The organism is Streptomyces antnestii (assembly GCF_004005495.1).
Lineage (GTDB): Bacteria > Actinomycetota > Actinomycetes > Streptomycetales > Streptomycetaceae > Streptomyces > Streptomyces antnestii.
Map to the genome: position 1 here is coordinate 12,197 of NZ_RZYA01000018.1, position 19,622 is coordinate 31,818.

At 71.4% G+C, this 19,622-nt stretch carries 19 protein-coding genes; 10 read left to right on the forward strand and 9 right to left on the reverse strand.

From position 1 onward, the window contains the following. Window positions 1-45 precede the first annotated feature (45 nt). The 3 genes from EOT10_RS29750 (at window position 46) to EOT10_RS29760 (ending at window position 4,165) form a co-directional block, all read left to right on the forward strand. Window positions 46-2,037 (forward strand): dipeptide/oligopeptide/nickel ABC transporter permease/ATP-binding protein, encoded by a 1,992-nt coding sequence (locus tag EOT10_RS29750; RefSeq protein ID WP_127831461.1) that lies wholly within the window; start codon window positions 46-48, stop codon window positions 2,035-2,037. Window positions 2,038-2,291: 254 nt separating this feature from the next. Continuing rightward, window positions 2,292-3,233 carry an oligopeptide/dipeptide ABC transporter ATP-binding protein gene (locus EOT10_RS29755; RefSeq protein WP_127831578.1) on the forward strand — a complete coding sequence of 314 codons (942 nt, stop codon included), beginning with the start codon at window positions 2,292-2,294 and terminating at the stop codon, window positions 3,231-3,233. Further along, window positions 3,230-4,165 (forward strand): dihydrodipicolinate synthase family protein, encoded by a 936-nt coding sequence (locus EOT10_RS29760; RefSeq protein WP_127831462.1) that lies wholly within the window; start codon window positions 3,230-3,232, stop codon window positions 4,163-4,165. The genes EOT10_RS29755 and EOT10_RS29760 overlap by 4 nt, the downstream gene beginning before the upstream one ends. Window positions 4,166-4,193: 28 nt before the next feature. Here EOT10_RS29760 and EOT10_RS29765 read toward each other — a convergent pair whose 3' ends face one another. Continuing rightward, window positions 4,194-4,853 carry a TerB family tellurite resistance protein gene (locus EOT10_RS29765; RefSeq protein ID WP_223281298.1) on the reverse strand — a complete coding sequence of 220 codons (660 nt, stop codon included), beginning with the start codon at window positions 4,851-4,853 and terminating at the stop codon, window positions 4,194-4,196. A 252-nt stretch (window positions 4,854-5,105) separates the two neighbouring features. Continuing rightward, on the reverse strand, window positions 5,106-6,824 hold the full coding sequence (gene leuA / locus EOT10_RS29770) for a 2-isopropylmalate synthase (RefSeq protein ID WP_127831464.1): 1,719 nt from the start codon (window positions 6,822-6,824) through the stop codon (window positions 5,106-5,108). Window positions 6,825-7,115: 291 nt separating this feature from the next. On the opposite strand from leuA, the gene EOT10_RS29775 reads away from it, so the two are divergent. Genes EOT10_RS29775 through EOT10_RS29790 form a run of 4 tightly spaced genes read left to right on the forward strand, consistent with a single transcriptional unit; the run spans window position 7,116 to window position 11,157 of the window. After that, complete coding sequence (locus EOT10_RS29775) at window positions 7,116-8,189, forward strand: M4 family metallopeptidase (protein WP_127831465.1); 1,074 nt, start codon at window positions 7,116-7,118, stop codon at window positions 8,187-8,189. 59 nt (window positions 8,190-8,248) lie between these two features. Then, a complete protein-coding gene (locus EOT10_RS29780) occupies window positions 8,249-8,515 on the forward strand; it encodes a protealysin inhibitor emfourin (protein ID WP_127831466.1) in 267 nt (88 codons plus the stop codon). 57 nt (window positions 8,516-8,572) lie between these two features. Beyond that, window positions 8,573-9,913, forward strand: coding sequence for a GH1 family beta-glucosidase (locus EOT10_RS29785; protein WP_127831467.1), 1,341 nt, complete (start codon window positions 8,573-8,575; stop codon window positions 9,911-9,913). Further along, window positions 9,910-11,157 carry an MFS transporter gene (locus EOT10_RS29790; protein ID WP_127831468.1) on the forward strand — a complete coding sequence of 416 codons (1,248 nt, stop codon included), beginning with the start codon at window positions 9,910-9,912 and terminating at the stop codon, window positions 11,155-11,157. The genes EOT10_RS29785 and EOT10_RS29790 overlap by 4 nt, the downstream gene beginning before the upstream one ends. A gap of 33 nt (window positions 11,158-11,190) precedes the next feature. Here the strand turns inward: EOT10_RS29790 and EOT10_RS29795 are convergent, their stop codons facing one another. Further along, window positions 11,191-12,042: an NAD-dependent epimerase/dehydratase family protein gene (locus EOT10_RS29795; RefSeq protein ID WP_127831469.1), complete on the reverse strand. Its 852-nt coding sequence runs from the start codon at window positions 12,040-12,042 to the stop codon at window positions 11,191-11,193. Between the two features lie 169 nt (window positions 12,043-12,211). On the opposite strand from EOT10_RS29795, the gene EOT10_RS29800 reads away from it, so the two are divergent. Beyond that, a complete protein-coding gene (locus tag EOT10_RS29800) occupies window positions 12,212-13,045 on the forward strand; it encodes a helix-turn-helix transcriptional regulator (protein WP_127831470.1) in 834 nt (277 codons plus the stop codon). A gap of 127 nt (window positions 13,046-13,172) precedes the next feature. Here the strand turns inward: EOT10_RS29800 and era are convergent, their stop codons facing one another. Further along, the gene (gene era / locus EOT10_RS29805; protein ID WP_189492237.1) at window positions 13,173-14,135 is read right to left on the reverse strand and encodes a GTPase Era; all 963 of its coding nucleotides are present in this window, start codon (window positions 14,133-14,135) and stop codon (window positions 13,173-13,175) included. A 184-nt stretch (window positions 14,136-14,319) separates the two neighbouring features. Between era and EOT10_RS29810 the strand changes: the two genes are divergently transcribed. Beyond that, entirely contained in the window at window positions 14,320-15,633 is a 1,314-nt protein-coding gene (locus EOT10_RS29810; RefSeq protein ID WP_127831579.1) for an ammonium transporter, read from the forward strand. Then, window positions 15,630-15,968, forward strand: a complete 339-nt coding sequence (locus EOT10_RS29815; RefSeq protein ID WP_127831472.1) for a P-II family nitrogen regulator — start codon at window positions 15,630-15,632, stop codon at window positions 15,966-15,968. Before EOT10_RS29810 ends, EOT10_RS29815 begins: the two co-directional genes overlap by 4 nt. Window positions 15,969-16,042: 74 nt before the next feature. Here the strand turns inward: EOT10_RS29815 and EOT10_RS29820 are convergent, their stop codons facing one another. Genes EOT10_RS29820 through EOT10_RS29840 form a run of 5 tightly spaced genes read right to left on the reverse strand, consistent with a single transcriptional unit; the run spans window position 16,043 to window position 19,597 of the window. Further along, on the reverse strand, window positions 16,043-16,393 hold the full coding sequence (locus EOT10_RS29820; protein WP_127831473.1) for a cytidine deaminase: 351 nt from the start codon (window positions 16,391-16,393) through the stop codon (window positions 16,043-16,045). Between the two features lie 22 nt (window positions 16,394-16,415). Then, window positions 16,416-16,769 carry an MmcQ/YjbR family DNA-binding protein gene (locus EOT10_RS29825; protein ID WP_127831474.1) on the reverse strand — a complete coding sequence of 118 codons (354 nt, stop codon included), beginning with the start codon at window positions 16,767-16,769 and terminating at the stop codon, window positions 16,416-16,418. Further along, a complete protein-coding gene (locus EOT10_RS29830; protein WP_127831475.1) occupies window positions 16,766-18,058 on the reverse strand; it encodes a hemolysin family protein in 1,293 nt (430 codons plus the stop codon). Before EOT10_RS29830 ends, EOT10_RS29825 begins: the two co-directional genes overlap by 4 nt. Further along, window positions 18,055-18,552, reverse strand: coding sequence for an rRNA maturation RNase YbeY (gene ybeY / locus EOT10_RS29835; protein WP_127831476.1), 498 nt, complete (start codon window positions 18,550-18,552; stop codon window positions 18,055-18,057). Before ybeY ends, EOT10_RS29830 begins: the two co-directional genes overlap by 4 nt. 10 nt (window positions 18,553-18,562) lie before the next feature. Further along, window positions 18,563-19,597 carry a PhoH family protein gene (locus EOT10_RS29840; protein WP_127831477.1) on the reverse strand — a complete coding sequence of 345 codons (1,035 nt, stop codon included), beginning with the start codon at window positions 19,595-19,597 and terminating at the stop codon, window positions 18,563-18,565. Window positions 19,598-19,622 lie beyond the last annotated feature (25 nt).

Consider the following 19,622-nt stretch of genomic DNA (forward strand, 5'->3'; position numbering starts at 1 on the left):
ACTCCCCCAGACGCCGTCCGGGGGGACCCCCAAGGGGCTGAAAGAATGCTGACCCCAACCCGCAAGGCGCTCGCCGAAACGCTGTCCCGCCCCGGTATCCGGCTGCGTTCCCCGCGCCGGCTCCCCCCGCTCTCCCGGGTCGCGGTCGGCGTCGTCGGTGTCGTCGTCCTCGTGGCGCTGTTCGCGCCGCTGCTCGCGCCGCACGATCCGCTCGACCAGCAGCCGCAGACCGACGGCACCGGGCATCCGTCGGGCAGCCACTGGATGGGCCAGGACAGCCTGGGCCGCGACATCCTCAGCCGGCTGATGTACGGGGCGCGCTGGTCGCTGGCGATCGGGCTCGGCGCGACGCTGCTCGCGCTCGTGGCGGGCGCGGTGCTCGGCGCGGTCGCGGCCACGTCGCGCAAGGCGGTCGACGAGACGCTGATGCGCTGCCTCGACGTCGTGATGGCGTTCCCCGGGATCGCTCTCGCGGCGGTCCTCGTCGCCGTGTTCGGCGGCGGCATCCCGGTACTGATCTGCGCGATCGCGTTCCTGTTCACCCCGCCGATCGCCCGGGTCGTCCGGGCCAACGTGCTGGACCAGTACGGCGAGGACTACGTGACGGCCGAGCGGGTCGTCGGGGCGCGGACCCCGCACATCGTGCTCCGGCACGTGGCGATCAACTGCGCGGCGCCCGTCCTCGTCTTCTGCACGGTGCAGGTCGCGGAGGCCATCGTCTTCGAGGCGTCCCTGTCGTTCATCGGGGCGGGGGTGCGGCCGCCCGACCCGTCGTGGGGCAGCGTCATCGCGGACGGCAAGAACATGGTCCTGATCGGCGGCTGGTGGGCGACGGTCTTCCCGGGGCTGCTCATGCTGGTCACCGTGCTCGCGCTCAACATCCTCTCCGAGGGGGTCTCCGACGCGTGGGCCGCGCCCGCCGCGCGTGACGTGACCGGCGCGGAGGCGGACCGTCTCGAAGCGCCCGAGCCCGGCAGCGGCACCGTCCTCGAACTGCCCGGTCTCACGGAGGCCGCGGCCCGCCTGAGGTCCCGGGCCCGCCCCCTGCCCGAGGGCGAGCCCGTCCTCCAGGTCACCGGTCTCGCCATCGGTTTCGACGCGCGGCACGGCGGCGTGGACATCGTCGACGGCATCACGTTCGACGTGCGGCCCGGTGAAGTCCTCGGCCTGGTCGGCGAGTCGGGGTGCGGCAAGTCGCTGACCGCGCTGACGGTGATGGGGCTCGAACCCGAGGGGGCGCGGGTCCGGGGCCGGGTCACCTTCGACGGCCAGGAGCTGATCGGCCACCCGATGGGGGCGCGGCGCCGGCTCCTCGGGCACGACATGGCGATGATCTACCAGGACGCCCTGTCGTCCCTGAATCCGGCGATGACCGTGCGTTCCCAGCTCAAGCAGGTCGTACGGCGTGGTGGCCGGCGCACCCCGGCGGAGCTGCTCGACCTCGTGGGCCTCGACCCGGAGCGGACCCTGCGCAGCTATCCGCACGAGCTGTCGGGCGGCCAGCGTCAGCGCGTCCTGATCGCGATGGCCCTGTCGCGCAGCCCGAAGCTGATCGTCGCCGACGAGCCGACGACCGCGCTCGACGTGACCGTGCAGGCACAGGTCATCGAGCTGCTGCTGCGGCTCCGGGAGGAGCTGGGGTTCGCGCTGATCCTCGTCTCGCACGACCTGGCGCTCGTCGCGGACGTCACGGACCGGGTGGTCGTGATGTACGGCGGGCAGATCGTGGAGACGGGGGTGACGGCGGATCTTGTCGAGGCGCCGGCCCACCACTACACGCGGGGGCTGCTCGGTTCGGTCCTGTCGCTCGAGACGGCGGCGGAGCGGCTGACGCAGATCAGGGGCGTCGTGCCGTCGCCGGCGGACTTCCCGGCGGGCTGCCGGTTCGCGGACCGGTGCCCGATGGCGAGCGAGGTGTGCCGGACGACGGCGCCCGGTCTGCTCGGCGGCCGGCGGCACGCGTCGGCCTGTCATCATCCGGCGGTGATCCCGCCGCCGGCGGTTCCGGCGCCCCGGGGAAGCGAGGCGGTGAATTGAATCCTCTCCCACCGGAGGCAAGAGATTCCTGGCTCACGCTGCCTGCGAGCCGACGGCCCAACAGGTCTTCCACGATCAACACCAGCCGGGTTGAAACCAGCCCGGATTTGCAACACATACACGGGAGATGCCACGTGCTTGGTTCTCGCGACGCGTCATCGAAGGGCCACGCTATCAACGGACGGCACCAAGTGACCACATCCGTGGTCGAGTTGAGGGACGCGCACGTGGTGCACCGGGCGCGCTCCGGCGGCATGTTCTCCCGTGACCGGGTGTACGCGCTCACCGGCGCCGATCTGTCCGTGGCGCCCGGCGAGACGGTGGGCGTGGTGGGTGAGTCGGGGTGCGGCAAGTCGACGCTCGCCAAGGTCCTTGTGGGCGTGCAGCGGCCGACGTCGGGCACGGTCACCGTGGCCGGGCGCGACCTGTGGACCATGAAGCCGGGTGAGCGGCGCGCCACCGTCGGCGAGGGCGTCGGCATGATCTTCCAGGACCCGTCGACGGCCCTGAACCGGCGTCTCACCGTCCGCCAGATCCTGCGCGACCCTCTCGACGTCCACCGGCGCGGCACGCCGGCCGCCCGCGAGGAACGCGTACGGGAGCTGATGTCCCTGGTCGGTCTGCCGAAGGCGCTCGCGGGAGCGCTCCCCGGGCAGCTGTCGGGCGGGCAGCGCCAGCGCGTGGCCATCGCCCGCGCCCTCGCGCTCGAACCGGCCCTGGTCGTGGCGGACGAACCGACGAGCGCCCTCGACGTGTCGGTGCGGGCGCAGATCCTGAATCTGCTCCTCGATCTGAAGGAGCGCCTGGGGCTCGCCCTGGTGTTCGTCTCCCACGACATCCAGACCGTGCGGCGCATGAGCGACCGCGTGATCACGATGTATCTGGGCCGGATCGTGGAGGAGTCGCCGTCGGACGCCGTGCTCGACCGGGCCCGGCACCCGTACACGCGCGCGCTGTTCTCGGCGACGCCCGGCCTGCTCGATCCGATCGATCCGATCCCACTGACCGGTCCGGTGCCGTCGGCGACGCGCCCGCCGAGCGGCTGCCCGTTCCGTACGCGGTGCTGGAAGGCCGACACGGTGTGCGCCGAGGCCATGCCGGGCTTCGAACGGGGCGGCGAGGGGCACCGGTTCCGCTGTCACCATCCCGTGCGCGAAGGCCAGTCGACGCGCGAACTCGTCCAGGAGGTCCCGTGACCCTGCCGTCCCCGCTGTCCGGAGTCGTCCCGCCCGTCTGCACTCCCCTGACCCCGGACAACGAGGTGGATGTCGCCTCCCTCGTGCGCCTGGTCGACCACCTCGTCGCGGGTGGGGTCGACGGGCTCTTCGTGCTGGGCTCGTCGAGCGAGGCGGCGTTCCTGCCGGACCGGCACCGCGCGGTGGTCGTCGACACCGTCGTACGGCACGTGGCCGGGCAGCTGCCGGTCCTGGCGGGGGCGATCGACATGGCGACGCTGCGCGTGCTCGACCACGCCCGTGCGGCGGCCGAGGCGGGCGCGGACGGGATCGTCGTCACCGCGCCCTTCTACACGCGCACCCACCCCGCGGAGATCGCCCGCCACTACCGGCTCGTCGCCGGACGCTGCGGTTTGCCGGTCTTCGCCTACGACCTGCCGGTGTCGGTGCACTCGAAGCTGGGCGCGGACCTCGTGCTCGGCCTGGCCGCCGAGGGGACGCTCGCCGGGCTCAAGGACTCCAGCGGTGACGAGGGCGCGTTCCGTGAGGTCGTGCTCGGGGCGCGCGCCCGCGGTGACATCTCGGGGTTCAGCGTCCTGACGGGGGCCGAGCTGACCGTGGACTCGGCGCTCGCGATGGGCGCGGACGGGGTGGTGCCGGGCCTCGGGAACGTCGATCCGGCGGGGTACGCGCGGCTGTACGCGTACTGCCGCGGCGGTGACCGGGAGCGGGCGCGGGTCGAGCAGGAGCGGCTGTGCGCGCTGTTCGGGATGGTGCGGGTGGGCGATCCGGCGCGGATGGGCGGGAGTTCGTCCGCGCTGGGGGCGTTCAAGGCGGCGCTGTTCCTGCGGGGCGTGATCGACTGCCCGGTGACGGCGGATCCGCAGATCCCGCTGTCGGCGGAGGAGGTCGGGCGGGTGGGGAAGTTCCTCGCGGCGGCGGGACTGCTGTAAGGCCTGCCGTCAGGGCCAAGGCCTGCCGTCAGGAAGGGGTGCGGGCCGCTTCGAGGAGCTGGGACACCTCGTCGGTGCACATGGTCAGGGCGGCGCCCGCGGTGCTGAGGACGTCCCGCTCGGCCGGGGTGTACGGGCCGTCGGCGAGGGCGATCCTGGCGCCCTGGAGGAGGATCGACTCGCGTCCGGCGGGGGCGAGGTGCGGGGCGAGCGGGTCGAGGGCCTCGTGGAGTTCGATGGCGAGTCCGGCGCCGGGCCCGCAGTGTTCGGTGACGCGGCCCGCGTCGGTGATCAACGCCTCAACGAGTGCGGCGAGTCGGACGTCCGTACAGTCGTCGAAGCCCGCGCAGCGCAGGGTCGTGACGGCGGTCTCCAGGGCGGTGCGGGAGGAGACGCCGCCGGCGGAGAGGACCGCGAGGACGACGGTGTGGACGGCGTCGCGGAGCATCGCGGAGAAGCGGTGCGTGGTGGGGTGGTCGAGGACGTCGACGGCGAACCGGTCCTCGCAGGCCGCGCATTCGACGACGGGTCCTGTGGAGCCGCGCGGCACGAGCGGGACGCCGAGGAGCACGAAGCGGCGACGGCCGGTGCGGCGGCGGTAGTTGCGGTCGCCTCCGCAGCCGGGGCAGAAGAACTCCCCGTCGCCGACGGTGGTCCACGCGGTGCGGACGCCGGCGAGGCGCGGCAGCCGGGCTCCGGGACGTGGCGTACCGCCGGTACGGCTTTGCTGGTTCCTGGCGCCGTTACGAACGGTTCGTCCCCAATTCGGCAGCACGTCGCACACCTCCGTAACAGCCCAGCAACATCGCAGGGTTGGGCGTGATGTTAGCCACATTGTTGATGTGGCGTCAGTACCTTGCGGAGGACCGTGGCCGGTATACGACGCGGCCCCGTCCGCCACGAGGGCGGACGGGGCCGGTGAAGGTGCCGGTGACCTGGGTCAGCGGGCGGAGCGGTTGACCGCGGAGACGACGGCCTTCAGCGACGCGCGTGTCGTATTCGCGTCGATGCCGATGCCCCACAGGACCTTGTCGCCGATCGCGCACTCGATGTACGAGGCGGCCTGCGCGGAGGCGCCCTCGCTCATCGTGTGCTCCTGGTAGTCCAGCAGGCGGGCGTCGATGCCGACGGCCTGCAGGGCCTCGAAGAACGCGGAGATCGGGCCGTTGCCGGTACCGGTCAGGACGGTGGCCTCGCCGTCGACGTCGGCCGAGACGGTCAGCGTGTCCACGCCGTCCGTGTCGGTCGTGGTCTGGCCCGTCTTGACCTGGATGCGGCCCCACGGGTTCTCGGCGTTGGGCAGGTACTCGTCCTGGAAGATCGCCCAGATGTCGCCCGGCGTGACCTCGCCGCCCTCGGCGTCCGTCTTCGCCTGGATGATCTTCGAGAACTCGATCTGCATACGGCGCGGCAGGTCCAGCTTGTGGTCGTTCTTCAGGACGTACGCGATACCGCCCTTGCCGGACTGCGAGTTGACGCGGATGACGGCCTCGTAGGAGCGGCCGACGTCCTTGGGGTCGATGGGCAGGTACGGGACCGCCCACTCGATGTCGTCGACGGTCTTGCCGGCGGCCTTGGCCCGCGCGTCCATCGCTTCGAAGCCCTTCTTGATGGCGTCCTGGTGGGAGCCGGAGAAGGATGTGTAGACCAGGTCGCCCGCGTAGGGGTGGCGCGGGTGGACCTCCATCTGGTTGCAGTACTCGGCGGTGCGGCGGATCTCGTCGATGTCGGAGAAGTCGATCTGCGGGTCGACGCCCTGGGAGAACAGGTTCATGCCCAGGGTGACCAGGTCGACGTTGCCGGTGCGCTCGCCCTGGCCGAACAGGCAGCCCTCGATGCGGTCGGCGCCGGCCATCAGGGCCAGCTCGGCGGCGGCGACGGCCGTGCCGCGGTCGTTGTGCGGGTGCACGGACAGGCAGACGTACTCGCGGTTCGACAGGTTGCGGTGCATCCACTCGAAGCGGTCCGCGTGCGTGGACGGCGTCGAACGCTCCACCGTGGCAGGCAGGTTGAGGATGATCTCGCGCCCAGGGCCCGGCTTGTAGACCTCCATGACCGCCTCGCAGACCTCCAGCGCGAAGTCCAGCTCGGTGTCGGTGAAGATCTCGGGGCTGTACTGGTAGCCGAAGGTCGTCTCGGGGCCGAGGATCTTCTCGGCGTAGTCCATGACGTGCTGCGTGCCGTCGATGGCGATCTGCTTGATCTGTTCCTTGGTGCCGCGGAACACGATCTCGCGGAAGGTCGGCGCCGTCGCGTTGTACAGGTGCACCGTCGCGCGCTTGGCGCCCTTCAGGGACTGGACCGTGCGCTCGATCAGCTCTTCGCGGGCCTGCGTCAGCACGGAGATCGTCACATCGTCCGGGATCGCGCCCTCTTCGATGATCGACCGTACGAACGCGAAGTCCGTCTCGCCGGAGGCGGGGAAGCCGACCTCGATCTCCTTGTATCCCATGCGGACCAGCAGGTCGAACATCTCGCGCTTGCGCGCCGGGGACATCGGGTCGATCAGCGCCTGGTTGCCGTCACGCAGGTCGGTGGACAGCCAGCGGGGGGCGGTGGTGATGCGCTGGTTCGGCCACGTGCGGTCGGCGATGTCGACCTGCTCGTACTGTCCGTACTTGTGGACCGGCATGGAAGTGGGGCGCTGGAAGTTCGGCATGTGCGGGGCTCCTCGGGTGTGTCCGGAAGGACGGCCGACGGTCTAAGCGCAACACCGAACTCCGCGGGGAGGGGGTCGGCCTCGACTACAGGCCCTCGCCGCGGCAGCTAAGGAGAAGCAGCCCGAAACGCATGATGCGTCGCAGCCTAGCCCAGCTGAGCGAGGGGCGAGAGGCCGTATCAGTATGCGGGACAGGCGCTAGGTAACGGGCAAGAGGTGACGAACACCTCTATTTCGTTAATCTTGGTCGCTGCTGGTGACAAGGGGGTGACACAGTGCCACGGTTTCCTGATGACCGCGAACCCCACGGGCCACGAGCCCGTCTTCTGCACCATCGTTCCGCCCCACCTCCTCGACAAGGCCGCGCAGTCGGGCGACCCGGCGCTCGCCGGACCGGCCCGCCGCACCCTGGAGCGCGACGCCCTGGAGCGCACCCGCCGCCGCCTGACCACGGTGATCGGCGCCCCGGCGATGCTCCCGCCCCCGGAGGCCTCCCCGGGCAAGCCGCACCGCACGATCTACGACGCCGGCCACCTGACCGACCTGCCCGGCACGAAGGTGCGCGGCGAGAGCGACAAGCCGGTCACGGACGCGACCGTCAACCGCGCGTACGCGGGCCTCGGCGCGACCTTCGAGCTGTACCTGAAGGCGTACGGCCGCAACTCCATCGACGGCAGCGGGCTTCCCCTGAACGCGTCCGTGCACTTCGACCGCGACTACAACAACGCGTTCTGGAACGGCGAGCAGATGGTGTTCGGCGACGGGGACGGGCAGCTCTTCCTCGACTTCACCAACGCGGTCGACGTCATCGGCCACGAGCTGACGCACGGCGTCACGCAGCACACCGCGAACCTCACCTACTTCGGCCAGCCCGGCGCCCTGAACGAGTCGGTCTCGGACGTCTTCGGCTCTCTCATCAAGCAGTACGCCCTCGGGCAGAGCGCCGCCGACGCCGACTGGCTGATCGGCGCGGGCCTCCTCGGGCCGCGCGTCACCGGCCAGGCGCTGCGCTCCATGAAGGCGCCCGGCACTGCGTACGACGACGACGAGCTCGGCAAGGACCCGCAGCCCGCCACCATGGCCGACTACGTGCAGACGAGCAGCGACAACGGCGGCGTGCACATCAACTCCGGCATCCCCAACCACGCCTTCTACCTGCTGGCCACGGCGCTCGGCGGCAACGCGTGGGAGCGGGCGGGGCAGATCTGGTACGACGCCCTGACCGGCGGGGAGCTGGCGGCGGACGCCGACTTCGCGGCCTTCGCGCAGCTCACGGTGAAGGTGGCGCGCGACCGTTACCAGGACGGCGCGGAGCTGGAGAACGTCCTGAAGGCCTGGCAGCAGGTCGGCGTTCCGACGCAGTAGGTACTCCCGGGGTGGCCGTCCGCCTGCGCGGCGGGCGGCCGCTGGAGTAGACAGGTGCCATGCGTATTCAGGTCACCCGCACCGGAGGGTTCGCCGGGATCGAGCGGCGTGCCGAGGTCGACACCTCGGGCCGCGCCGACGCCCATGAGTGGCACGCGCTGGCGGAGCGGGTGCTGGCCGGGGGCCACGAGGCGCCGCCGGCCGGGGTGCCGGACGGGTTCAGCTACGCGATCACGGTGGACGGGACGACCGTGTACTGCGCGGATCCGCGGCTCACGGAGGAGCAGCGCGGGCTGATCTCGCGGGTGCTGAAGGAAGGGGCGTAACGGCCTTTCCCCGTACGGGTGTTGCACGGGCGTTGACTTCTGTTACCGGCGGTACGGATGATCGCGCGCATGGCAGCGAGCGAACCGATACCCCCGTTCCCGCGGGACTTCCTGTGGGGCGTCTCCACCTCGGCCCACCAGATCGAGGGCGCCGTCGACGAGCGCGTCCCCTCGGTGTGGGACGCGTTCACGGCCGAGCCGGGCCGGGTGAAGGACGGCTCGACCGCCGACGTCGCCTGCGACCACGTCCACCGCTACCGCGAGGACGTGGCGCTCATCGACGGCCTCGGCGTCGGTGCGTACCGCTTCTCGATCTCCTGGCCGCGGGTCCTCTCCCCCGGCGGCCTCGACTTCTACGACCGGCTCGTCGACGCGCTGTGCGCGGCGGGCGTGCGGCCCGTGCCGACGCTGTTCCACTGGGACCTGCCGCTGTCCGTGGAGGCCGCGGGCGGCTGGCTCAAGCGGGACACGGCGTCGCTCTTCGCGGAGTACGCGGCCCAGGTCGCGGACCGGATCGGTGACCGCGTCGACCGGTGGATCACCCTCAACGAGCCCGCCGAGCACACCCTCCTCGGCCACGCGCTCGGCCAGCACGCGCCCGGCAGGCAGCTCCTGTTCGACGCGCTGCCCGTCGCCCACCACCAGCTCCTCGCCCACGGCCTCGCCGTACGGGCGCTGCGGGCGGCCGGCGCCACGGACATCGGGATCGCGAACTCGCACGGCCCGACCTGGCCCGCCTCCGACGAACCCGCCGACCGCGAGGCCGCCGACTTCTACGACGTGCTCCTCAACCGGCTCTTCGCCGACCCGCTGCTCCTGGGCCGCTACCCGGAGGGCATCGGCGAGCTGATGCCGGGCGAGGTGGACGCCGACCTGAAGGTGATCTCCGAGCCCGTCGACTGGTACGGGATCAACTTCTACCAGCCGACGAAGGTGGGCGCGCCCCTCGACTCCGGGGCGGCCACGGAGTTCTCCGGCCTCACCCTGCCGCCCGAACTCCCCTTCTCGCCAAGGGAGATCGAGGGCTACCCGGTCACGGACTTCGGCTGGCCGGTCGTCCCCGAGGCACTGACCGAACTCCTCCTGTCCTTCCGCGACCGCTACGGCGACCGGCTGCCGCCCCTGGTCATCACCGAGAACGGCTGCTCCTACGAGGGAATCGACGACCAGGAGCGCATCACCTACCTGGACGGGCATCTGCGGGCGCTGCACCGGGCCATGGAGGCCGGTGTCGACGTGCGCGGCTACTTCGTGTGGTCGCTGATGGACAACTTCGAGTGGGCGGAGGGGTACGCGCGCCGCTTCGGACTCGTCCACGTCGACCACGCCACGCAGGAACGCACCCCGAAAGCGTCGTACCACTGGCTGCGCGACGTGCTCCGGGCGCAGCGCGCATGACGGCCACCGTCACGGCGCTCGACGAGCCCGTCGAGCGGGTCGGACGCGGCTGGACGGCCGCCCTGTCGCTGGCCAACGGGGCGATCTGGGTGGGCTGGTACGGGCCCCTGCAGATCCTGCTCGCGCTCCAGGCGGCGGACTTCGCGCCCGGCACCGGTATGTCGAAGGAGAGCCTGCTGGCCTGGGTGACCGGGGCCGGCGCGGTGGTGTCGCTCGCCGCGAACCCGTTCTTCGGCGCGCTCTCCGACCGTACGGTGTCGCGGTTCGGGCGGCGCACTCCGTGGATCGTGGCCGGGACGGGCGGGGGCGCGTGCGCGCTGCTCCTGCTCGCGGGGGCCGGATCGGTGTGGACGATGGCGGCCGGCTGGTGCCTCGTGCAGCTGACGCTGAACGCGGCGTTCGCGGCGGTGACGGCGGCCGTGCCCGACCGGGTGCCGCGGCTCCAGCGGGGCGCGGTGGGCGGCTGGCTGGGGGCGGCGCAGATCCTGGGCGTGGTCGTGGGCACGGGGCTCGCGACGGTCGTGGGCGGGGTCGCCGCCGGGTACGCGGCGTGCGCCGTGTTCACGCTGGCGGGCGTCCTGCCGTACGTGCTGTGCCACCAGGATCTGCGGCTCGCCGTGGCCGACCGGCCGCCGTGGGACGGGCGGGCGTTCCTGGCCGGTTTCTGGCTGAGCCCCCGCCGCCACCCCGACCTCGCGTGGGCCTGGCTGACCCGATTCCTGATCAACCTCGGCAACGCCCTCGTGCTCCTGTACCTCCTGTACTACCTGCGCGACCGGCTGCACTACGCCGACCCGGACCAGGGCGTCCTGATCCTGACGGCCGTGAACGGGGTGACGCTGCTCGCCACCGTCGTCGTCTCCGGGATCGCCTCGGACCGGGTGGGGCGCCGCAAGCCCTTCGTGATCTGGTCGGGCGTCCTGATGGCGGTGGCGACGGCGGCGCTCTCCGGGTGGCAGACGTGGCCCGGCGCGATCGTCGCGGCGGCGCTTCTCGGCGTCGGCTTCGGCGTCTTCACCTCGGTCGACTTCGCGCTGATGACGGACGTCCTGCCCCGCGCCCTCGACCGGGGCAAGGACCTGGGCGTCATCAACGTCGCCAACTCCCTGCCCCAGGTGGCCGCGCCCGTACTCGCCGCCCCGGTCGTGACCTACCTCGGCGGCTACCGCGCCCTGTACCTGCTGGCGGCGGGGGTGGGCCTGGTCGGGGCGCTGCTCGTCCGCCGGATCAAGTCGGTGGACTGACCCGGCCAGCCCCGGCCTGCCCCCCCCCCGGTCTTACAGGGCGCCCGCGTCCAGGGCCGTCCACACGGACGGGAACAGCGGCCGGAAACCGAGCTCGCGGCGGATCCGGGCGGTGGACGTGATGCCGAACCACGGGTCCGGGTCCGTCTTGCCGTACGCCTCGTCGGGGACCGGCACCCGGTTGAGGCGGTGCAGGTCGACGGTCGTGACGGGCGCGTCGTCGGCGATGTTGTAGACGCCGGCGGCCCCGGGCGCGTACAGGAGCCGCAGCAGGCCCTGGGCGACGTCCGCGTGGTGCACCATCTGCAGCCGCTGCATCGCCGGCCACTCGCCGGCCCACATCATGGCCTGCGCGAGGTGCGCGTCGCCCTCGCCGTAGACGAAGGCGAGCCGCCCGATCCGTACGTCGAGCCCGTCGAGGGCGAGCAGCCCGCGCTCCGCCTCGCCCTTCGACTCGCTGTACGCGCCCCACATCGGGCCGCCGGGCACGACCGGGTCGTCCTCCGTGAGGGGGCGACCGCGCCCGGTCCCGTACACCAGGTTCGTGCTGACCTGCACGAACCTGCGGACGCCCGCCGTGACCGCGGCCCGGCCGAGCTCCAGGGCCGCGTCCGCGTTGACCGCGCGCGCCTCCTCGTCGGGGACCCCCCGGAAGGCGGCCGCGACGTTCACCACGGCGTCCGCGCCGGCGACCGCCTTGCCGAGGGCCTCCGCGTCCCGCAGATCCCCGATCACGACCTGCGCGCCGAGCTCCGCGAACCGCTCGCCCCTGGCCGCGTCCCGCACCAGGACCCGCACCTCGTCCTCCGGGCCGGCCTGCTGGAGCAGCCGCGGCACGAACCGCCGCCCGACCTCACCCGTCGTCCCCGTCACCAGTGTCAGCATGATCCGCTCCTCGTCCCCGGGTCCCCGTCTCCGAGTCCCCGTCTTCGTGTCCCCGTCTTCGTGTTCCTGGGACGAGCCTGGCCGCGGCGGGCGCAGGGCGGGAGAGACCTCTTGATCCAGGGACCGGCGATCCCTGGCTGCGCGCCACCCGGCCGGGCATCCTGATGAGGTGAACCGAGCCGAACTAGCCGACTTCCTGCGCCGGGGCCGCGCCCGCCTCGACCCCTCCGACGTGGGTCTCTCCGCCGGGGCGAGGCGCCGTACCCCCGGTCTGCGCCGCGAGGAGGTCGCGCAGCTCGCCGGGATGTCGGTGGACTACTACACGCGCCTCGAACAGCGCCGGGGCCCGCACCCGTCCCGGCAGATGCTCACCGCGCTCGCCCGCGCGCTGCGCCTCACCGACGCCGAGCGCGACCACCTGTTCCATCTGGCGGGCCAGGAGCCGCCCCGGCGCGGCGCGTCCTCCGGCCATGTCCGGCCGGGGCTGCTGATGATCCTGGACCGGCTGCACGACCTGCCGGCGTCGGTGCTGAGCGACTGGGGTGAGGTGCTCGCGCAGAACACGATGGGGGTGGCCCTGACCGGCGAACACGTGGGGACGAACCTCATCCGGCGCTGGTTCACGGACCCGGCCGCCCGGGCCCTGTTCCCGGCCGACAACCACGAGGCGCACGGCCGCGCCCACGTGGCGGGCCTGCGGGCGGTCGCGGCGGCCCGCCCCGACGACCCGGGCCCGGCGGCGCTGGTGACCGAACTCCGAGCCGCGTCAGGGGAGTTCGAGGCGATGTGGCAGTCGCACGACGTGGTGGTGCGCCGCCCGTCACCGAAGCGCTTCATGCACCCGGTGGTCGGCGTCCTCGACCTGGACTGCGAGGTACTGGTCGGCGACGGCCACGACCAGCTGCTCATCGTCCACTCGGCCCGCCCGGGCACGGAGACGTACGAGCGCCTGGAACTGCTGAGGGTGATCGGCGTGCAGGACCTTTCACCAAGCAGGCCGTGAGTGCATGCTCAGCCCCGGCATATTCAGCCCCGGCTCGCGCATATTCAGCCCCTCCGGCGCTTGAGGAGCGGGGTCCGGGGCGGAGCCCCGAGACGGCAAGCACACCGACCCGCACAAATAGGCCCGCCTAGAACCCCAGCTTGCGCAACTGCCGAGGATCCCGCTGCCAGTCCTTCGCGACCTTCACATGCAGGTCGAGGAAGACGGGCGTACCGAGCAGCGCCTCGATCTGCTTGCGGGACTTGATGCCGACGTCCTTGAGCCGCTTGCCCTTCGGGCCGATGATGATGCCCTTCTGGCTGGGCCGCTCGATGTAGACGAACGCGTGGATGTCGAGGAGCGGCTTGTCCGCCGGCCGGTCCTCGCGAGGAAGCATCTCCTCGACCACGACGGCGATGGAGTGCGGCAGCTCGTCCCGCACGCCTTCGAGCGCGGCCTCGCGGATCAGCTCGGCCACCATGACCTGCTCGGGCTCGTCCGTGAGGTCGCCCTCGGGGTAGAGCGCCGGGCCCTCGGGCAGCAGCGGGACGAGGAGGTCGGCGAGGAGGTCGACCTGCTTGTCGGCGACGGCCGAGACCGGCACGATCTGCGCCCACTCGAAGCCGAGCTCCTTGCCGAGCTGGTCGATGGCGATGAGCTGCTCGGCGAGCTGCTTGCTGTCGACCAGGTCGGTCTTGGTGACGATCGCGACCTTCGGCGTCTTCTTGATGGAGGCGAGCTCCTTGGCGATGAAGCGGTCGCCGGGGCCGAGCTTCTCGTTCGCGGGCAGGCAGAAGCCGATGACGTCGACCTCGGCCCACGTGGTGCGCACCACGTCGTTGAGCCGCTGGCCGAGCAGCGTGCGCGGCTTGTGGAGCCCGGGGGTGTCGACCAGGATCAGCTGGGCGTCGGGCCGGTGCACGATGCCGCGCACCGTGTGCCGCGTGGTCTGCGGCTGGTCCGCGGTGATCGCCACCTTCTTGCCGACCAGAGCATTCGTGAGGGTGGACTTGCCCGCGTTGGGGCGGCCGACGAAGCAGGCGAAGCCGGCCCGGTGGATCTCTTCCCCGGACGGCTCGGATGACTGGGTACGAACGCTCATGGCGCCCATTGTCCCTGATCCACCGGGCCCCGCCGCACCGGTGTGCGCGAACCCGGGCCCGCGGTGAGGTGCGGGAAACCCCCACGCAACACGAAACACCACGGAAACGCACGGGTCAGCGAACGGAAACGCGCGGCGGTGACGCTCGTCGTACGCCCCCACGCCGAGGAGACCGCCCGTGCAGACCGAGACCGTGCCACTGGCCGCCGCCGGCGGCCTCGACACCGGTGACACCGCGTGGCTGCTCGCCGCGACCGCGCTCGTCCTCCTGATGACGCCGGGCCTCGCCCTCTTCTACGGCGGCATGGTCCGCACGAAGAGCGTCCTCAACATGCTGCTGATGTCGTTCGTGTCGATCGCCCTGGTCACCGTCGTGTGGCTGGTCGCCGGCTACTCGCTCGCGTTCGGCGACGACGTGTTCGCGGGCCTCATCGGCGGCCTTGAGCACGCCGGGATGGCGGGCATCGGCCCGGACAGCCTCACCGGCACGGTGCCCACGTTCCTGTTCTCCACGTTCCAGCTCACCTTCGCGTTCCTGACGGCCGCGCTGATCAGCGGCGCGGTCGCGGACCGCACGAAGTTCGCGGCCTGGCTCGTCTTCGTACCGGTGTGGACGCTGCTCGTATACGTTCCGGTCGCGCACTGGGTGTGGGGGCCCGGCGGGTGGATCTCGCACTCGCTCGGCGGGCTCGACTTCGCGGGCGGCCTGGTCGTGGAGATCGCCTCGGGTGCGTCCGGGCTCGCATTGTGCCTGGTCCTCGGCCCGCGCCTCGGCTTCAAGAAGGACGCGATGCGCCCGCACAACCTGCCGATGGTGATGATGGGCGCCGGTCTGCTCTGGTTCGGCTGGCTCGGGTTCAACGGCGGCTCGGCGCTCGCCGCGAACGGGATCGCGGCCGCCTCCGTCCTCAACACGCTCGTCGCGGGCTGCACCGGCCTGCTCGGCTGGCTCTTCGTGGAGCAGAAGCGCGACGGTCACCCCACGACGTTCGGTGCCGCGTCCGGCGCGGTCGCGGGACTGGTCGCGATCACCCCGGCGTGCGGTGTGGTCGGCGTGCTCGGGGCCTGCGTGGTGGGTCTCGTGGCGGGCGTCGTCTGCTCGTACGCCGTCGCCTGGAAGTTCCGCTTCGACTACGACGACTCGCTGGACGTCGTCGGTGTGCACTTCGCCGGCGGCGTCGTCGGCACCCTGCTGATCGGCCTGTTCGCGACGGCCACGATGACCGGTAGCAAGGAGGGCCTGTTCTACGGGGGCGGGTTCGGGCAGCTCGGCCGGCAGGCGGTCGCCGTGGTGACGGTCGCCGCGTACACGTTCCTGGTCACGTACGGGATCGGAAAGGCGATCGACCGGATGATGGGCTTCCGGGCCTCCGCCGACGAGGAGCTGGCGGGCCTGGACCAGACGGTGCACGCGGAGACCGCCTACGATCACGGCGTCCTGGTCGGCCACGCCGCGCCGCACACCGCGCACTCCGTCCTGTCGAAGTCGAAGGAGCACTCCGGATGAAGCTCGTCACCGCGATCGTCAAGCCGTTCCGCCTGGACGAGGTGAAGACCGCGCTCCAGGAACTCGGCGTGCAGGGGCTGACCGTCACGGAGGCCAGTGGGTACGGGCGCCAGCGGGGGCACACCGAGGTGTACCGGGGGGCCGAGTACCGGATCGATCTCGTCCCCAAGATCCGGATCGAGGTCGTCGTCGATGACGCGGATCTTGAGGCGGTCATCGAGGCGATTGTGCGGGCTGCGCAGACCGGGAAGATTGGTGACGGGAAGGTTTGGGCTGTGCCGGTGGAGACGGTTGTTCGTGTGCGGACCGGGGAGCGGGGGCCGGACGCTGTGTAGCCCGCACCTGGGGGGCAAGCCCCCAGCCCCCCGATCGCCCTGCGGGCTCGTCCTCAAACGCCGGACGGGCTGAATTACGCGCCCGCAGTCACCCGTACCGACCCGTCCGGGCCCGCCAGCAGTACCGGGGTTCCGGCGCCGCCGAGGTCGCGTACGGCTGCCAGGTCCTCCGGGAGCAGCTCCGCCTCGGCCGAGACGACCGCCGCGGCCTCCAGGGACTCGGCTCCGGACGCCACCGCCATGGCCACGGCCGTCCGCAGGGCGGAGAGCTTCAGGGAGTCCAGGGCGACCGTTCCGGCCACGTACGTGCGCCCCGTCTCGTCGCGCACGGCGGCGCCCTCGGGCACTCCGTTGCGGGCCCGCGCGCTGCGCGCCAGGGTGACGATCTTGCGGTCCTCGGGGGTGAGGTCGGTGCTCTCAGTCATGGGGTGAGCATAAGGAACGGCTCTACGGGCGGTCGAGCTTGAGCCGTTCGGCCCGGGGGAGGCCGGCGACCACGAGGTCGTAGGAGTCCTCGACCAGCTCCCGGACCAGGCGGTCCGGGAGGTCGCCGACCGTCACCGTGTTCCAGTGCCGCTTGTTCATGTGCCAGCCGGGCACGATCGCCTCGTACTCGGCGCGCAGGCGCACCGCGTCCTCGGGGTCGCACTTGAGGTTGACGGTGAGGGGCCGCGCGTCCAGGCCGGACAAGGCGAACATCTTCCCGAGCACCTTGAAGACGGACGTCTCCGGGTTGAAGGGGAACTCCTCGACCGCCGCGTTGAACGACAGGCACAGGGCACGCAGCTGCTGCGGCGTCACGACGTCGCGTCCTCCTCCGCGGTCAATGGCTCGACGAGCACGGTCACGATCTTGTTGCGCCGGCCGGCGGCGGCCTCCGCGGTGAGCCGCAGCTCGCGCTCGTCGGGAAGTTCGACGACGGACGACGCGCCCGCGATGGGCACCCGCCCGAGCGCCTTGGCGAGGAGCCCGCCGACGGTCTCGACGTCCTCGTCGTCGAACTCCTCGATGCCGTACAGCTCGCCGAGGTCCCCGATGTCGAGGCGGGCCGTCACCCGGTAGCGGTCGTCGCCGAGTTCCTGCACGGGCGGGATCTCCTGGTCGTACTCGTCGGTGATCTCGCCGACGATCTCTTCCAGGATGTCCTCGATGGTGACGATGCCGGCGGTGCCGCCGTACTCGTCGATCACGACGGCCACGTGGTTGCGCAGCTGCTGCATCTCGCGCAGCAGGTCGCCCGCGTTCTTCGTGTCGGGCACGAAGGCGGCGGGGCGCATCGCGGTCGAGACGAGCTCGCTCTCGGCGTCGCGGCTGATGTGCGTCTTGCGGGCGAGGTCCTTGAGGTACACGATCCCGACGACGTCGTCCTCGCTCTCCCCGGTGACCGGGATGCGCGAGAAGCCGGACCGCAGGGCGAGCGTCAGCGCCTGCCGGATCGTCTTGTACCGCTCGATGGCGACCAGGTCGGTCCGGGGGACCATGACCTCACGGACCAGGGTGTCGCCCAGCTCGAAGACGGAGTGCACCATGCGGCGCTCCTCGTCCTCGATGAGGGACTCCTTCTCTGCGAGGTCGACCATCGCGCGCAGTTCGGCCTCGGAGGCGAAGGGCCCGCGCCGGAAGCCCTTTCCGGGGGTGAGGGCGTTGCCGATGAGGATGAGCAGCGGCGGGATGGGGCCCATGATGCGGGCCAGCGGCAGCAGCACGTAGGCGGCGGCCGTGGCCGTGTTCAGGGGGTGCTGGCGTCCGATGGTGCGCGGCGAGACGCCGACGGCGACGTACGAGACGAGGACCATCACGCCGATGGCGACGGCGAGTGCCTCCCAGGTCTTGTCGAACTCCTGGAGGCAGGCGTAGGTGACGAGGGCGGCGGCGGCCATCTCGCAGGCGACCCTGACCAGCAGGGCGACGTTCAGATAGCGCGTGGGGTCGGCGGCGACCTGGGCGAGCTTCTCGCTGCCGCGCCGCCCGGACCGTACGGCCTCCTCGGCGCGGAAGCTGGAGATGCGGGCGACGCCGGCCTCGGCGCAGGCCGCCAGCCAGGCGACCACGACGAGGGCGACGGCGCCCGCGACAAGGGAAAAGCTCATGACACGGTGGGCGCCGGGGACGGGCCGGTCAGGCCCTTGTCACCGCGCCACCCGTCCACGATGGCCGCCTGGAGGCCGAACATCTCGGCCTTCTCGTCGGGCTCCTCGTGGTCGTAACCGAGCAGGTGCAGCACCCCGTGGACGGTGAGCAGCTGGAGCTCCTCGTCCATGGAGTGCTGCGTGGGCGCGTCCTCGCCCTGCTTCTTCGCGACCTCCGGGCAGAGCACGATGTCGCCGAGGAGGCCCTGCGGGGGCTCCTCGTCGTCCTTCGACGGCGGCCGCAGCTCGTCCATCGGGAAGGACATGACATCCGTCGGGCCCGGCAGGTCCATCCACTGGATGTGCAGCTGCTCCATGGCGGCCTCGTCCACGACGATCACCGAGAGTTCGGAGAGCGGGTGGATGCGCATCCGCGCGAGCGCGTAGCGGGCGATGTCGAGGATCGCCTGCTCGTCGACCTCGGTTCCGGACTCGTTGTTGACGTCGATCGACATGCGGTGCTTGCTACTTCCCTCTGCCGCGGCCCTTGTGCGAGCCGTTCTCGGTGCCGTGCTGGCTGTCGTACTTCTCGTACGCGTCGACGATACGGCCGACGAGCTTGTGCCGGACGACATCCTGGGACGTGAGCCGCGAGAAGTGGACGTCGTCGAGGCCCTCCAGGATCTCCTGGACCTGGCGCAGGCCGCTCTTCGTGCCGGTGGGCAGGTCGACCTGCGTCACGTCACCGGTGACGACGATCTTCGAGTCGAAGCCGAGGCGGGTGAGGAACATCTTCATCTGCTCGGCGCTCGTGTTCTGCGCCTCGTCGAGGATGATGAACGCGTCGTTCAGGGTGCGCCCGCGCATGTACGCGAGTGGTGCCACCTCGATCGTGCCCGCGGCCATCAGGCGCGGGATGGAGTCGGGGTCGAGCATGTCGTGCAGGGCGTCGTACAGGGGGCGCAGGTACGGGTCGATCTTCTCGTAGAGCGTGCCCGGGAGGAATCCGAGCCGCTCGCCGGCCTCGACGGCGGGCCGGGTCAGGATGATGCGGTTGACCTGCTTGGACTGGAGGGCCTGCACGGCCTTCGCCATGGCGAGGTAGGTCTTGCCGGTGCCCGCGGGGCCGATGCCGAAGACGACGGTGTGCTTGTCGATGGCGTCGACGTACCGCTTCTGGTTCAGGGTCTTGGGGCGGATCGTGCGGCCCCGCGAGGACAGGATGTTCTGTGTGAGAACCTCGGCCGGAGTCTCCTCCGCGCCCTCCCCGTTCTCGCTCGCCCTGAGCATGGCGATCGAGCGTTCCACTGCGTCCTCCGTCATCGGCTGACCGGTGCGGAGCACCAGCATCATCTCGTCGAACACGCGCTGGATGAGGGCGACTTCCCCTGCGTCGCCCACGGCGCTGATCTCATTGCCCCGGACATGGATGTCGGCCGCCGGGAAGGCCTTCTCGATCACGCGAAGAAGCGCGTCGCCGGATCCGAGGACGGTCACCATCGGATGGTTCGCCGGGACCGTGAAATGCGCTCGCGCCTGAGCGGTGGGTGTCTGAGTCATGGGCCGGCACTGAAGGCCTGCTCAT